Origin of the sequence: Pseudomonas sp. BN411 (genome assembly GCF_029871235.1) — a bacterium.
GTDB lineage: Bacteria > Pseudomonadota > Gammaproteobacteria > Pseudomonadales > Pseudomonadaceae > Metapseudomonas.
Genome location: NZ_SSOM01000049.1, coordinates 30,934 through 45,882, shown reverse-complemented (window position 1 = coordinate 45,882; position 14,949 = coordinate 30,934). Strand labels below are relative to the sequence as shown.

13 protein-coding genes are annotated in these 14,949 nt (G+C 61.5%); 6 read left to right on the top strand and 7 right to left on the bottom strand.

The genetic code is table 11. The annotated features are described in order from the left end of the window. Positions 1-3: 3 nt before the first annotated feature. Genes crcB through ftsK form a run of 4 tightly spaced genes read right to left on the bottom strand, consistent with a single transcriptional unit; the run spans position 4 to position 4,777 of the window. Complete coding sequence (gene crcB, locus E8F06_RS06510) at positions 4-378, bottom strand: fluoride efflux transporter CrcB (protein WP_280365381.1); 375 nt, start codon at positions 376-378, stop codon at positions 4-6. After that, a complete protein-coding gene (locus E8F06_RS06505; RefSeq protein WP_280365379.1) occupies positions 375-1,700 on the bottom strand; it encodes a replication-associated recombination protein A in 1,326 nt (441 codons plus the stop codon). The genes crcB and E8F06_RS06505 overlap by 4 nt, the downstream gene beginning before the upstream one ends. Before the next feature lie 12 nt (positions 1,701-1,712). Continuing rightward, on the bottom strand, positions 1,713-2,339 hold the full coding sequence (lolA, locus tag E8F06_RS06500; RefSeq protein ID WP_280365377.1) for an outer membrane lipoprotein chaperone LolA: 627 nt from the start codon (positions 2,337-2,339) through the stop codon (positions 1,713-1,715). A 29-nt stretch (positions 2,340-2,368) separates the two neighbouring features. Continuing rightward, a complete protein-coding gene (gene ftsK / locus E8F06_RS06495; RefSeq protein ID WP_280365375.1) occupies positions 2,369-4,777 on the bottom strand; it encodes a DNA translocase FtsK in 2,409 nt (802 codons plus the stop codon). A 266-nt stretch (positions 4,778-5,043) separates the two neighbouring features. On the opposite strand from ftsK, the gene trxB reads away from it, so the two are divergent. The 4 genes from trxB (at position 5,044) to infA (ending at position 7,795) form a co-directional block, all read left to right on the top strand. Then, positions 5,044-5,994, top strand: coding sequence for a thioredoxin-disulfide reductase (gene trxB / locus E8F06_RS06490; protein WP_280365374.1), 951 nt, complete (start codon positions 5,044-5,046; stop codon positions 5,992-5,994). Positions 5,995-6,033: 39 nt separating this feature from the next. Beyond that, positions 6,034-6,714, top strand: a complete 681-nt coding sequence (gene aat, locus E8F06_RS06485) for a leucyl/phenylalanyl-tRNA--protein transferase (protein ID WP_280365372.1) — start codon at positions 6,034-6,036, stop codon at positions 6,712-6,714. 54 nt (positions 6,715-6,768) lie between these two features. Further along, on the top strand, positions 6,769-7,476 hold the full coding sequence (locus E8F06_RS06480; RefSeq protein ID WP_280365370.1) for an arginyltransferase: 708 nt from the start codon (positions 6,769-6,771) through the stop codon (positions 7,474-7,476). Positions 7,477-7,576: 100 nt separating this feature from the next. Beyond that, positions 7,577-7,795, top strand: coding sequence for a translation initiation factor IF-1 (gene infA / locus E8F06_RS06475; RefSeq protein WP_016492441.1), 219 nt, complete (start codon positions 7,577-7,579; stop codon positions 7,793-7,795). A gap of 53 nt (positions 7,796-7,848) precedes the next feature. On the opposite strand, the gene clpA is transcribed toward infA, so the two are convergent. Next, a complete protein-coding gene (gene clpA, locus E8F06_RS06470) occupies positions 7,849-10,119 on the bottom strand; it encodes an ATP-dependent Clp protease ATP-binding subunit ClpA (protein ID WP_280365368.1) in 2,271 nt (756 codons plus the stop codon). 28 nt (positions 10,120-10,147) lie between these two features. Then, positions 10,148-10,510, bottom strand: coding sequence for an ATP-dependent Clp protease adapter ClpS (clpS, locus tag E8F06_RS06465; protein WP_120655211.1), 363 nt, complete (start codon positions 10,508-10,510; stop codon positions 10,148-10,150). Positions 10,511-10,739: 229 nt separating this feature from the next. Between clpS and cspD the strand changes: the two genes are divergently transcribed. Beyond that, a complete protein-coding gene (cspD, locus tag E8F06_RS06460; RefSeq protein ID WP_280328677.1) occupies positions 10,740-11,003 on the top strand; it encodes a cold shock domain-containing protein CspD in 264 nt (87 codons plus the stop codon). A gap of 67 nt (positions 11,004-11,070) precedes the next feature. Here the strand turns inward: cspD and icd are convergent, their stop codons facing one another. Then, positions 11,071-12,327, bottom strand: a complete 1,257-nt coding sequence (gene icd, locus E8F06_RS06455; RefSeq protein ID WP_280365365.1) for an NADP-dependent isocitrate dehydrogenase — start codon at positions 12,325-12,327, stop codon at positions 11,071-11,073. Positions 12,328-12,683: 356 nt separating this feature from the next. Between icd and E8F06_RS06450 the strand changes: the two genes are divergently transcribed. Further along, positions 12,684-14,912, top strand: a complete 2,229-nt coding sequence (locus E8F06_RS06450; RefSeq protein ID WP_280365363.1) for an NADP-dependent isocitrate dehydrogenase — start codon at positions 12,684-12,686, stop codon at positions 14,910-14,912. Positions 14,913-14,949: the final 37 nt, after the last annotated feature.

Here is a 14,949-nt window from a genome sequence, read left to right as displayed (position 1 = left end):
CTCTCAGATTTTCGTCAGTATCAGGCCTGCCCAGGTGGCGAACAGGCCGCCCAACACGCTCAGCGCCGCATAGCCCATGGCCAGTGGCAGCTGGCCGCTTTCCAGCAGGCGCAGCGTGTCGAGGGAAAAGGATGAAAAAGTCGTCAGGCCACCCAGGAATCCCACCATGAGGCCCGAGCGGATTTCCACCGGCACCTCGGGACGCAGCAGGAACAAGCCATATAAATAGCCGATCAGCAGGCAGCCGACGATGTTGACCGCAAGGGTACCGGCGTAGAAGTAGCGTGGCCAGTAGGCAGCGACCAGATTGCCAGTAGCGAATCGAAGCAGCGTACCCGCCACGCCGCCGGCAGAGACCGCCAGAACAAGTCCGATCACGACTTTCTCCGTTGCCAGGGACTGCTGCGGTCCAGGTTCTTCAGGTGCTGCAGCTTGTCGCGGATCTTCAACTCCAGGCCGCGCGGTACCGGTTGGTAGTACTGCCGTGGCTCGAGCTGGTCGGGGAAGTAGTCTTCCCCCGCCGCATAGGCATCCGGCTCGTCATGGGCATAACGATACTCCTCGCCATAGCCCAGTTGCTTCATCAGCTTGGTCGGAGCATTACGCAGGTGCAGCGGCACTTCCAGCGAACCGTTCTCGGCAGCGTCGCGCATGGCAGCCTTGAAGGCCATGTAGACAGCGTTGCTCTTCGGCGCGCAAGCCAAATAGGTGATGGCCTGGGCGACGGCCAGTTCGCCTTCGGGGCTCCCGAGGCGCTCCTGGACATCCCAGGCGGACAGGCAAAGGCTCAGGGCGCGCGGGTCGGCATTGCCGATGTCTTCGCTGGCCATGCGCACGACCCGACGCGCGATGTACAGCGGATCACAACCGCCGTCGAGCATGCGTGCGTACCAGTAGAGCGCGGCATCCGGGTCGGAGCCACGCACCGATTTGTGCAGGGCGGAAATCTGGTCGTAGAACGCCTCGCCACCCTTGTCGAAGCGGCGACGGCTATCTCCCAGCAGGTTTTGCAGCAATTCGGCGCCAATCTCACCGCCGTCTTCGGCGAGGTCCGCCGCGTTTTCCAGCAGATTGAGCAGACGCCGGCCATCGCCGTCGGCAGCTGCCATGAGAATGGAAAAGCTCTCGTCCGGCAGGCTCAGCTGGCGCTTGCCTAGCCCCTTGTCCTCGTTCAGGGCGCGGGCCACCAGCTTGCGTAGCGCAACCTCATCCAGGCTCTTCAGCACGTAGACGCGAGCGCGGGACAACAGCGCGTTGTTGAGCTCGAAGGAGGGGTTCTCGGTGGTGGCGCCGATGAAGATCAGGGTGCCGTCTTCCACGTAGGGCAGAAAGGCGTCCTGCTGGGACTTGTTGAAGCGGTGCACCTCGTCCACGAAGAGGATGGTGCGGCGACCGTACTGGGCAGCCTGCTGCTTTGCCATTTCCACCGACTGGCGGATTTCCTTCACCCCGGACAGCACAGCCGAGATGGTTTCGAAATGAGCGTCGGTGACCTGTGCCAGCAGCTTGGCCAGGGTGGTCTTGCCCACCCCCGGCGGCCCCCAGAAGATCATCGAGTGCAGCGCGCCCTGCTCCAGGGCCTCGCGAAGCGGCTTGCCTGGCGCCAGCAGGTGCTCCTGACCGACGTACTCGTCCAGGCTAGCGGCTCGCAAGCGCGCCGCCAGCGGCTGGGCGATGGGTTCGGAGCGGAAGAGGTCCATGGGCGTTACAGCTTATTCCTGGATGACGTCGGCGCCTTCCGGAATCTGGAAGTTGAACTGCGCGGCGTCGATTGCCTGGTTCATCTTGATCCCAAGGAAGAGGATGTTGGTGCGCTGGCCAACGCTGTCGATCAGCTGCATGTCATTGATCACGCCATTGCGGAACGACAGTCGCAGAGTGTCAAACAGGGTGTCCTTGGCCTTGGGCTTGAGGATGAAGTCCACCACGTCGCCGCCTTCCTTGTGGGTGATCTCGAAATTCTCGCTGATCTTCGAGACGTCACCGGACAGCAGCAGCGCCGGAGTGTGAGTCAGGCGCTGGTCCAGGGTCTGGATGGTCACCTGTTGCAGGTCCGGGTCATAGAGCCAAACCTTTTCACCATTGGACACCAGCAATTGCTCCATTGGCGCATCGGTGTGCCAACGGAAGAGCCCTGGACGCTTGAGCGACAACTCGCCGGAAGTTTCCTGCAGCTGGGTACCGGAGCCGTCCAGCGTCAGTTGGGAGAAGCGACCCGTGATGGTCTGGGCCTTGTTCAGCATTTCAGTCAGGCGGTTGATGGCCACGTTGTCATCAGCCTGGGCGTTCAGGGCGGCCAGACCAAGTACGGCCACCATGAGCATGCGGATCAGTCGCATGGAAATCCTCGTCAAAAATCCGTTTCGGATCAGTCTCGCACCGGTGACGGCGCGATGACCTCGCGCGACCCGTTGCCGTTCATGGGGCTCACCACCCCGGCCATTTCCATCGCCTCGATCATGCGCGCGGCGCGGTTGTAACCAATCTTCAGCTTGCGCTGTACCGCGGAAATCGAAGCCCGGCGGCTTTCGGTAACGAAGCGCACGGCCTCGTCGTAAAGCGGATCGTCTTCGCTGCCCTCGCTACCACCTTCACCGCCGTCGAAGCCACCGGAAGAACCGCCGCCCTCTTCCGCACCAGCGAGGATGTCTTCGATATAGTCCGGTGCGCCACGCAGCTTCCAGGCCTCCACCACGCGGTGCACTTCGTCGTCGGATACGAAGGCGCCATGCACGCGGATCGGCAAGCCCGTGCCCGGCGGCAGGTAGAGCATGTCACCGTGACCGAGCAACTGTTCCGCACCGCCCTGGTCGAGGATGGTGCGCGAGTCGATCTTGCTGGATACCTGGAACGCCATGCGAGTCGGGATGTTGGCCTTGATCAGGCCGGTGATTACGTCCACCGAGGGGCGCTGGGTCGCGAGGATCAGGTGGATACCGGCGGCACGTGCCTTCTGGGCGATACGAGCGATCAGCTCTTCGACCTTCTTGCCGACGATCATCATCATGTCGGCGAACTCGTCGACCACGACCACGATGGTTGGCAGTGTCTTCAGCAGCGGCGCCTCGTCCTCCATGCTCTCGCGGCGATAGAGCGGGTCGGTCAGCGGCGTGCCAGCTTCCTCGGCATCCTTCACCTTGCGGTTGAAGCCCGCGAGGTTACGCACGCCCATGGCGGCCATCAGCTTGTAGCGCCGCTCCATCTCGGCGACGCTCCAGCGCAGGGCGTTGGCCGCTTCCTTCATGTCGGTGACCACCGGACACAGCAGGTGCGGGATGCCTTCGTAGATGGACAGTTCCAGCATCTTCGGGTCGATCATGATCATCCGCGCCTGCTCCGGCGTGGACTTGAACAGGATCGACAGGATCATGGCGTTCACACCCACCGACTTACCGGAACCCGTGGTACCGGCCACCAGCAGGTGAGGCATCTTGGCGAGGTCAGTGATGATCGGTTTACCGCCGATGTCATGGCCAAGGGCCAGGGTGACCGGCGACTTGGCTTCGTCGTATTCGGACGACTCCAGTACTTCGGAGAAGCGCACGATCTGACGGTCTTCGTTGGGAATCTCGATGCCGACGGTGGTCTTGCCGGGAATTACTTCTACGACGCGAACGCTGATCACCGCCAGGGAGCGCGCCAGGTCCTTCGCCAGGTTGGAGATGCGGCTCACCTTCACGCCGGCGGCCGGCTGAATCTCGAAACGGGTGATCACCGGACCGGGGTGAACCGACTCCACAATCACTTCGACGCCGAATTCCTTCAGCTTGATTTCCAGAAGACGCGACATTGCTTCCAGGGATTCCGGCGAGAAGCTCTTCTGCTTCTTTTCGGCCGCGTCGAGGATGGAGATGGGCGGCAGAGTGCCCTCGATCGCCGTATCGACGAACAGCGGCGCCTGCTTTTCCTTTTGTACACGCTTGCTCGGCTCAGCCGGCTTGGGCGGCGGCGGAGGTGCTATGACCGGCGCAGGGCGCTTCTCACGTTCGCTCATGTGCTTGGTCAGGGCTTCTTCGCGCTCGATGAGGCGTTCCTTGACCTTGGCCTGCTCGCGACGATCAGGCACCACAGGCGCGGCCACTTCATTCACACGCACATCCACTTCACGCAACTTGGCCACTAGCTGCTTGCGCTCCAGGCGGGCGCTCCACCAGCGGTTGACGGCGCTCTGGATGAGTTCGAAGAGATCGAGGGTGATCTTCCCGGTCAGGTCCATGACCTTGAACCAGGACAGGTCGGTGAACACGGTCAGACCGAACAGGAACAGGGCGAAGAACAGCAGCGTGCTGCCTTGCACATTGAGGGCATTGACCGACAGATGACTGAGGCTTTCGCCGAGGGCGCCGCCAGCGGAAGCCGGCAGGCCCGCGTGGTCCTGGAAGTGGATATCAGCCAGCGCGGCGCCGGACAGCACCAGGAAGACCAGGCCGATCAGGCGCCAGGAGAAGAGCCAGCCGCTCCAGTCGATAGGCTCATGGCGGTGCCGGAAGACTTGCAGCGTCTTGATGGCCAGCAGCAGCGGGAAGACATAGGCGAAGTAGCCCAGTGCCATGAACAGGATATCGGCGAACCAGGCACCGAGCCGGCCAGCCGCATTCTGCACCTGCTCGACGTTGCTGGTGTGCGTCCAGCCCGGATCCGAGGAATCGTAGGTGAGCAGCGCCATCCACAGGTAGAGGCAGACTGCGCCCAGCGCGATCAACGCACCTTCCTTGAGGCGATAATGCAATTGCTGGCGCCAGACAGGGATCTGGGCTCTGGTCGTGGAATTCTTCAAAACGCGTCTTTTCCTGCGCCCGTGGCGCGTTCAAGAGTCGGTCGAGGGTGAAAGTCCGCCAGGCAGTGTGCCATCACGGGCTCCAACCCATTCGGAACGTGGCCCATTGTACGGATTTGCCCGCGCGACGCCATGTGGGAACGGATTGTCGCTCCGGCGTTTTGGCGACGTCTCGCGCTTCGGTGTAGCATAGCCGCCAACGATTTGCGCAATGCTCAATTGGAGCATGCATTCTCTTTCGTGACAAAGACTTATGGAGCCTTTTTATGAGCGAAGTCAAGCATTCCCGATTGATCGTCCTGGGCTCCGGCCCAGCGGGTTACACCGCGGCCGTATATGCCGCTCGCGCCAACCTCAAGCCGGTGGTCATCACCGGCATCCAGCCTGGCGGCCAACTGACCACCACCACCGAAGTGGACAACTGGCCCGGTGATGTCGAAGGCCTGACCGGTCCGGCCCTGATGGAGCGCATGCAGAAGCACGCCGAGCGCTTCGACACCGAGATTGTTTACGACCACATTCACACCGCCGAGTTGCAGAAGCGCCCGTTCATCCTCAAGGGTGACAGCGGCACCTACAGCTGCGACGCACTGATCCTCGCCACTGGCGCCTCCGCCCAGTATCTCGGTCTGCCGTCCGAGGAAGCCTTCGCCGGCAAGGGCGTCTCCGCCTGCGCCACTTGCGACGGTTTCTTCTATCGCAACCAGGTGGTCTGCGTGGTCGGCGGCGGCAACACTGCGGTTGAGGAAGCACTCTACCTGGCCAACATCGCCAAGGAAGTGCACCTCATCCACCGCCGCGACAAGCTGCGTTCCGAGAAGATCCTCCAGGACAAGCTGTTCGAGAAAGCCGCCAATGGCAACGTCCGCCTGCACTGGAACCACACCCTGGATGAAGTTCTGGGCGACAACACCGGCGTAACCGGCGTGCGCCTGAAGAGCACCGCCGACGGCAGCACCAAGGAGCTGCCTCTGGCCGGCGTCTTCATCGCCATCGGCCACAAGCCGAATACCGACCTGTTCAAGGGCCAGTTGGAAATGCGTGATGGCTATCTGATCGTCCAGGGCGGCCTGGAAGGCAACGCCACCGCCACCAGCATCCCCGGTGTATTCGCTGCCGGCGACGTCGCGGACCACGTGTACCGCCAGGCGATCACCTCCGCCGGCTCGGGCTGCATGGCCGCGCTGGACGCCGAAAAGTTCCTCGACGACAACTGACAGGCACGGCGGACCTTCGGGTCCGCCCTCCCCTCCTCCATGCTCACCTGGCTGCAACGCGACGCTCTCGACTTCCCGCCACTCGGGCGCGCCATGCGCGAACCCAACGGCCTGCTCGCGGCCGGCGGCGACCTGTCGCCTGAGCGACTGATCCAGGCTTATCGCCACGGCTGCTTCCCCTGGTACCAGGAAGGCCAACCCATCCTATGGTGGTCTCCCGATCCACGGACCGTGTTGCCACCGCAGGAGATCCATATCTCCCGCAGCCTTTCCAAGCTGATGCGCCAGAATCGCTTCCGGGTGACCTTCGATCAGGCATTCCCCGCGGTCATCGAAGGCTGCGCCGAGCCGCGCAGCTACGCCGACGGCACCTGGATCACCTCGTCCATGCAGTCCGCCTATGTCGAACTACACCACCGGGGCGTGGCGCATTCCGTGGAAGTCTGGCAAGACGACAAGCTCGTCGGCGGCCTGTATGGCCTCGCCATGGGCAAGCTGTTCTTCGGTGAATCCATGTTCAGCAGGGTCGACAACGCCTCTAAGGTCGGCTTTGCCACCCTCGTGCAGCACCTGCACAAGTGGGGATTCGTACTCATCGATTGCCAGATGCCCACCCAGCACCTGCAGAGTTTTGGCGCCCGCACCATCAGCCGCGAGAAGTTCGCCCGCCACCTGCAGCTCTACCTCGACCAGCCGAACGTCGCTGACTGGATCGCCTAGGCGAGCCCCGCAGCCTGACATACACTTGCTGAAGGGTTCCCCCGGGGGTTGATCATGACCGAGCTGGCTCGTCTCAAGTTTTACGCCACTCAACCGCATCCATGCAGCTACTTGCCCGAGGAGCAGGCCACCACTCTGTTCCTCGACCCCAGCCAGCCCATGGACGTGGACGTCTATGCCGAACTCTCGGAAATGGGTTTCCGCCGCAGCGGCGACCACCTCTACCGCCCCCACTGCCAGCGTTGCAATGCCTGCGTACCGGCGCGCATTCCGGCCGATCAGTTCATCCCCAATCGCCAGCAGAAGCGCATCCTCAAGCGCAACGCGGACCTCACCGTGATCGCCGTACGCCCGGCATTTACCGAGGAGTACTACGCGCTCTACGTCCGATACATCGAGCAGCGCCACGCCGACGGCGACATGTATCCGCCCAGCCGCGACCAGTTCTCCACCTTCCTGGTGCGCGACCTGCCCTTTTCCCGCTTCTACGAATTCCGCCTCAACGGCACATTGAAGGCGGTGGCCGTCACGGACGTCCTGCCCAATGGGCTTTCAGCGGTCTACACCTTCTACGACCCCGACGAGGAGCGTCGCAGCCTTGGCCGCTATGCCATCCTCTGGCAGATCGGCGAAACCGCTCGCCTCGGCCTGCAGGCCGTCTATCTCGGCTACTGGATCAAGAACTGCAGGAAGATGAACTACAAGACCCAGTACCGGCCTATCGAGCTGTTCGTCAATCAGCGCTGGGTGACGCTTAGCTGAAGCCCTTGGCGAGCGGTGCTGTTTTCGGGCACAATGCACGCCGTTTTTGCCCGCCGCCTCTGCGGCAGGGCCCATCATTGAATACCGAGGGCTTTACTGCATGTCGAAAGAAGACAGCTTCGAAATGGAAGGCACTGTCATCGACACCCTGCCCAACACCATGTTCCGTGTGGAGTTGGAAAATGGGCACGTCGTCACCGCGCACATTTCCGGCAAGATGCGCAAGAATTACATCCGCATCCTCACCGGCGATAAAGTTCGCGTCGAGCTGACGCCGTACGATCTGAGCAAGGGCCGCATCACCTACCGCGCCCGTTGATCGAATGGTCATAAAAAAGCCCGGCATCTGCCGGGCTTTTTTGTGGATGGCCGTCAGGCCATCTCTGCAGTGGTTTCGAACTCGAAGCTGAGCTCCTCGTCCTTGACGTCGACGTGCACCACTCCGCCGTGCTCGGCCAGTTCGCCAAACAGGATTTCCTCCGCCAGCGGGCGCTTGATCTTGTCCTGGATCAGGCGCGCCATGGGCCGAGCCCCCATTTGCGCATCGTAGCCACGCTCAGCCAGCCAACCGCGCGCCTCATCACTGACAACCAACTGCACGCGCTTGTCTTCCAACTGGGCCTGCAGCTCCGTGAGGAACTTGTCCACGACGTTTTTGATGACTTCGTGGCTCAGGCGGCCGAACTGGATGATGGTATCCAGGCGGTTGCGGAATTCCGGCGTGAAGCTCTTGCGAATGACTTCCATGGCATCCGAGGAGTGATCCTGCAGGGTGAAACCAATGGAAGCCCGCGCAGCAGTTTCGGCGCCGGCGTTGGTGGTCATGATCAGGATCACGTTACGGAAGTCCGCCTTGCGACCGTTGTTGTCGGTCAGAGTGCCGTGGTCCATCACCTGCAGCAGCAGGTTGAAGACTTCCGGGTGAGCCTTTTCGATCTCATCCAGCAGCAACACGCAGTGCGGCATCTTGGTGATGGCCTCGGTCAGCAGGCCGCCCTGGTCGAAACCGACATACCCCGGAGGTGCACCGATCAGACGCGAAACGGTGTGGCGCTCCATGTACTCGGACATATCGAAGCGAAGCAACTCGATACCCATCGCCTTCGCCAACTGGCGCGCCACTTCGGTCTTGCCCACACCGGTGGGGCCGGCGAACAGGAAGGAACCTACCGGCTTGTCCGGAGACTTGAGGCCCGCACGGGAAAGCTTGATGGCGGTCGACAGGGAATCGATGGCGGCGTCCTGGCCGAACACCGTCAGCTTCAGGTCGCGCTCCAGGTTACGCAGCAGTTCCTTGTCGGAGCTGGTGACGTGTTTTGGAGGAATCCGCGCGATCTTGGCCACAATGTCTTCGACCTGCGCCACTTCGATACGCTTGGCGCGCTTCTCTTCCGGCTGCAGACGCTGGTAGGCGCCGGCTTCGTCAATCACATCGATTGCCTTGTCGGGCATGTGCCGGTCGTTGATGTAGCGCGCCGCCAGTTCAGCCGCGGCACGCAGCGCCTCATCGCTGTACTCGATGTGGTGATGCTGCTCGAAGCGCGCCTTGAGCCCCTTGAGGATACCCACGGTGTCCTCGACCGACGGCTCTGTCACGTCGACTTTCTGGAAGCGCCGCGCCAGCGCCCGATCCTTCTCGAAAATGCCGCGGAACTCCTGGAAGGTAGTGGAGCCGATGCAACGGATCTCGCCGGAAGAAAGCAGCGGTTTGAGGAGGTTCGACGCATCCATCACCCCGCCCGACGCTGCTCCCGCACCAATGATGGTGTGGATTTCATCGATGAAGAGGATGGCGTGCGGGCGTTTGCGCAGCTCATTGAGCAGCGCCTTGAAGCGCTTCTCGAAGTCACCGCGATACTTGGTTCCCGCCAACAGTGCACCGAGATCCAGGGAATAGACCACGCTGTCGGCCAGCAGGTCAGGCACCTGATTGTCGACGATGCGCTTGGCCAGGCCTTCGGCGATCGCAGTCTTGCCGACACCGGCCTCACCGACCAGCAGCGGATTGTTCTTGCGGCGACGCGCCAGAATCTGGGCAACGCGCTCTACTTCGAGCTCACGACCAACCAGCGGATCAATCCGCCCCATGCGTGCCAGCTCGTTGAGGTTGCTGGCATAGGCATCCAGCGGATGGCCGGACGCGGAGGCTTCGCCGCCCTCCTCGTCCTGCATCTCCTGGTCGTGTTCGTGCTGCTCGCCATGGCCCGGCACCTTGGAGATGCCATGGGCGATGTAGTTGACGACGTCGATACGAGCCACGCTCTGCTGCTTCAGCAGGAATACGGCCTGGCTCTCCTGCTCGCTGAAGATGGCGACCAATACGTTGGCGCCAGTGACTTCACGCTTCCCGGAACTCTGCACGTGGAATACCGCGCGCTGCAGAACGCGCTGGAATCCGAGCGTGGGCTGGGTTTCACGGTCTTCGTCGTGCTGCGGAATCAGCGGGGTGGTGGAATCGATGAACTCCTGCAGGTCGTGCCGCAGTTTGTCCATGTTCGCGCCGCATGCACGCAATACGGTGGCAGCGGCTTCGTTATCCAGCAGTGCGAGCAACAAGTGCTCGACCGTCATGAATTCGTGGCGCTTGGCGCGGGCCTCCTTGAAGGCAAGATTGAGGGTGACTTCGAGCTCGCGGTTCAACATGGCTTCACCTCATACCCAAGCGGCGGCGTTAACCGTCCTTCTCGATCTCACAGAGCAGCGGATGCTGGCTCTCTCTCGCATATTGATTGACCTGCATGGCCTTGGTTTCGGCGATGTCGCGAGTGAACACGCCACAAACCGCCCGACCCTCCGTATGCACGGTCAGCATGATCTTGGTGGCGAGTTCCCGGTTCATACCGAAGAACGTCTCGAGCACCTCGACCACAAAATCCATAGGGGTGTAGTCATCGTTAAACATCACCACCTTATACATAGGTGGCGCCTGCAGGGCCGGTTTCGCTTCCTGCACCGCCAGGCCCGTGGAGTCGTCCTCATGATGCTGCGGACTGTCCTGATTGAATGTTAGTCGAATCTGGCTGCTTGCATGCATGCTGGAAATAAAGGTCATGGATGAATGAAAACGGCTACTGGAAAGACTTTGATCCGTTTCTCAGGCGTTACGGGGAACGCCTTGACTAACGGCAAAACGGTGTTACAACCAGTGGATACCCGTCTTCGGGTATCAGGGGTTCCATGCGCGCGGCCATGGCGGCCTTCAGGGCATGGAGTCGAAGTGGATGATACTCCAGTGATGGAGTCCTTTGCAGAGGGATATCAGCATGCTTAGCGGTAAGGTCAAGTGGTTCAACAACGCCAAAGGCTATGGATTCATCCTCGCCGAAGGCCGAGATGAGGACCTGTTCGCCCACTATTCGGCCATCCAGATGGACGGCTACAAGACGCTAAAGGCTGGACAGCCGGTAAGCTTCGATATCATCCAGGGCCCGAAAGGGCTACACGCCGTGAATATTCGCCCGGTCACGGCCACCACCGAAGCACCTGCCTCAATCAGCCAACCCCAGGGCAGCACGGTAGAAGTTTGAGCCCCGCAATATATGGGCATAAAAAAGGCCGGTCAGATGACCGGCCTTTTCGTGTCCGCCTTCTGACTCACATATGAGCAATGAGGGCGTCGCCGAACCCGGAGCACGACAGCAGCTTGGCGCCATCCATCAGACGCTCGAAGTCGTAGGTCACGGTCTTCGCGGCGATAGCACCGTTGGTGCCCTTGATGATCAGGTCAGCAGCTTCGGTCCAGCCCATGTGGCGCAGCATCATCTCGGCGGAGAGGATGACCGAACCCGGGTTCACCTTGTCCTGGCCAGCATACTTCGGCGCGGTACCGTGAGTAGCTTCGAACATGGCGACGGTGTCGGACAGGTTGGCGCCGGGCGCGATGCCGATACCACCCACCTCAGCCGCCAGGGCGTCGGACAGGTAGTCACCGTTCAGGTTGAGGGTGGCGATCACGTCGTACTCGGCCGGACGCAGCAGGATCTGCTGCAGCATGGCGTCGGCGATCACGTCCTTGACCACGACATTCTTGCCGGTGTGCGGGTTCTTGAACTGCATCCACGGCCCGCCATCCAGCAGCTCGGCGCCAAATTCGTCGCGAGCGACCTCGTAGCCCCACTCTTTGAAGGCACCTTCGGTGAACTTCATGATGTTGCCCTTGTGGACGATGGTCACGGAGCTGCGATCGTTATCCACGGCGTACTGCAGGGCCTTGCGCACCAGGCGCTTGGTGCCATCCTGGGAAACCGGCTTGATGCCGATGCCGCAGTTTTCGGTGAAGCGGATCTTCTTGACGCCCATTTCCTCGGTGAGGAACTTGATGACCTTCTCGGCCTCGGGGCTGCCGGCCTTCCACTCGACGCCGGCGTAAATGTCTTCAGAGTTCTCGCGGAATATCACCATGTCGACGTCGCCAGGTTTTTTCACCGGACTGGGCACGCCTTCGAACCAGCGCACCGGACGCTGGCAGACATAGAGATCGAGCTCCTGGCGCAGGGCCACGTTGAGCGAACGAATGCCACCACCGACCGGCGTGGTCAGCGGGCCCTTGATGGAAACGACGTAGTCGCGAACGGCTTCGAGGGTTTCTTTCGGCAGCCAGGTGTCCTGATCGTAGACCTGAGTGGCCTTCTCACCGGCATAGACTTCCATCCAGGAAATCTTGCGGGCATTGCCGTACGCCTTGGCGACGGCGGCATCCACTACCTTGATCATGACAGGGCTGATGTCGACGCCGATGCCGTCACCCTCGATGAACGGGATGATCGGGTTGTTCGGTACGTTCAGGGACATATCTGCATTGACGGTGATTTTGTCACCGACTGCCGGCACCTGGATCTTTTGGTATCCCATGCTGAGCTCCGTGTTGTGGTTGAGAACGCTCTTGCAGCTCGTGAGCCTACTCCAGTTGTCCGGTCATCGACCATATCTTCCTTAGTCGAAATCGCACGTCTGAGTCAGCCCACCCAAAGGAGTGGTATACTGCGCGCCGTGACTTGATAGTCATCGGGGGCGAGCAGTCTGGGACCAGACTCACTGTCCTCGTCGCAGCCGTGCCACCACCATGGATCGACTGCACAACGCTCTACTGGCGCTCCATTACCCCCGCGGCAATTCTCGACATAGCTCAATTCGACATTGAGCGAATGCGTCTACCAATGCGCTTCGAGACTCTGTGCGCGCCCAGAAAAGAAGAGAGTTAAACGTTAATGTCCAACCGTCCGAAGATTACTTACACCTTCACCGACGAAGCCCCCGCGCTCGCCACCTACTCCCTCCTCCCCATCGTCAAAGCCTTCTCCGCTTCAGCCGGCATCGACGTCGAAACCCGCGACATCTCTCTTGCAGGACGCATCCTGGCCTCCTTCGCTGACAAGCTTGCAGCTGACAAGCGCATCGAAGACGATCTGGCCTACCTGGCTGTACTGGCCACCTCGCCTGACGCCAACATCGTAAAACTCCCGAACATCAGTGCCTCCGTGCCCCAGCTCAAGGGCGCCATCGCCGAGCTGCAGGCCCTGGGTTACGCCGTGCCGAACTTCCCGGAAGACCCGCAGACCGACGAAGAGAAAGACGTCCGCGCCCGCTATGCGAAGGTCCTGGGCAGCGCCGTGAACCCGGTACTGCGCGAAGGCAACTCCGACCGCCGCGCTCCCGCCGCCGTCAAGGCCTACGCCCGCAAGCACCCGCACTCCATGGGCAAGTGGAGCATGGCCTCCCGCTCCCACGCCGACTACATGCGTGGCGGCGACTTCTTCTCCAGCGAGCAGTCCATCACCATGGCCAAGGCCGGTGACGTACGCATCGAATTCGTTGGCAAGGACGGCAAGGTCGAGGTCAAGAAGCAGCTTTCCCTGCAGGACGGCGAAGTCCTCGACAGCATGTTCATGAGCTGCAAGAAGCTGCGCACCTTCTTCGAGCAGACCCTGCAGGACTGCAAGGAAACCGGCGTCATGTGGTCCCTGCACGTCAAGGCGACCATGATGAAGGTCTCCCACCCGATCGTCTTCGGCCACGCGGTCAGCGTTTACTACAAGGACGTGTTCGACAAGTACGGCGACCTGTTCAAGGAACTGGGCGTAAACCCGAACAACGGCATCAGCAGCGTCTACGACAAGATCAAGGTACTGCCGGCTTCCCAGCAGGAAGAGATCCATCACGACATCCACGAGGTGTACAGCCACCGCCCGGAAATGGCGATGGTCGACTCCGTGAAGGGCATCACCAACCTGCACATCCCGAGCGACGTGATCGTCGACGCCTCCATGCCGGCAATGATCCGCAACTCCGGCCAGATGTGGGGCAAGGACGGCAAGCAGAAAGACACCAAAGCGGTGATGCCGGAGAGCACCTACGCTCGCATCTACCAAGAGATGATCAACTTCTGCAAAACCAACGGCGCCTTCGACCCGACCACCATGGGCACCGTGCCGAACGTCGGCCTGATGGCTCAGAAGGCCGAGGAATACGGCTCCCACGACAAGACCTTCGAAATGACCGCCGACGGCACCATGCGCGTCGTGGCCGCCGATGGCACCGTGCTGATGCAGCATGAAGTGGAAGCCGGCGACATCTGGCGCGCCTGCCAGACCAAGGACGCCCCGATTCGTGACTGGGTCAAGCTGGCCGTTACCCGCGCCCGCCTGTCCAACACCCCGGCCATCTTCTGGCTGGACCCGGAGCGCGCCCACGATCGCGAACTGGGCAAGAAGGTCGAACTGTACCTGCAGGACCACGACCTGACCGGCCTGGACATCAGCATCAAGGGCTACAACGAAGCCATCCGTACCAGCATGGAGCGCCAGCTGCGCGGCCAGGACACCATTTCGGTGACCGGCAACGTACTGCGCGACTACCTGACCGACCTGTTCCCGATCATGGAGCTGGGCACCTCGGCCAAGATGCTGTCCATCGTTCCGCTGATGGCAGGCGGCGGCATGTACGAGACCGGCGCCGGCGGTTCGGCTCCCAAGCACGTACAGCAGCTGGTTGAAGAGAACTACCTGCGCTGGGATTCCCTCGGCGAGTTCCTGGCCCTGGCCGTTTCCCTGGAAGAAACCGGTATCAAGACCGGCAACGCCAAGGCCAAGGTCCTGGGCAAGACCCTCGACGAAGCCACCGGCAAGCTGCTGGACAACAACAAGTCCCCGGCGCGCAAAGTGGGCGACCTGGACAACCGTGGCAGCCACTTCTACCTGGCACTGTACTGGGCCCAGGCCCTGGCCGCGCAGAACGACGACGCCGAACTGAAGGCGCACTTCGCTCCGCTGGCCAAGACCCTGACCGAGAAGGAAGCGGCCATCGTCGCTGAACTGAACGGCGCCCAGGGCAAGGCCGTGGACATCGGCGGTTACTACCGTTCGAACCCGGAGCTGACCAGCCAGGTGATGCGCCCCAGCGCCACCTTCAACGCTGCGATCGACGGCCTGCTGGCTTAAGCCACAGAGCGACACAGGAAACCCCGGGCATTGCCCG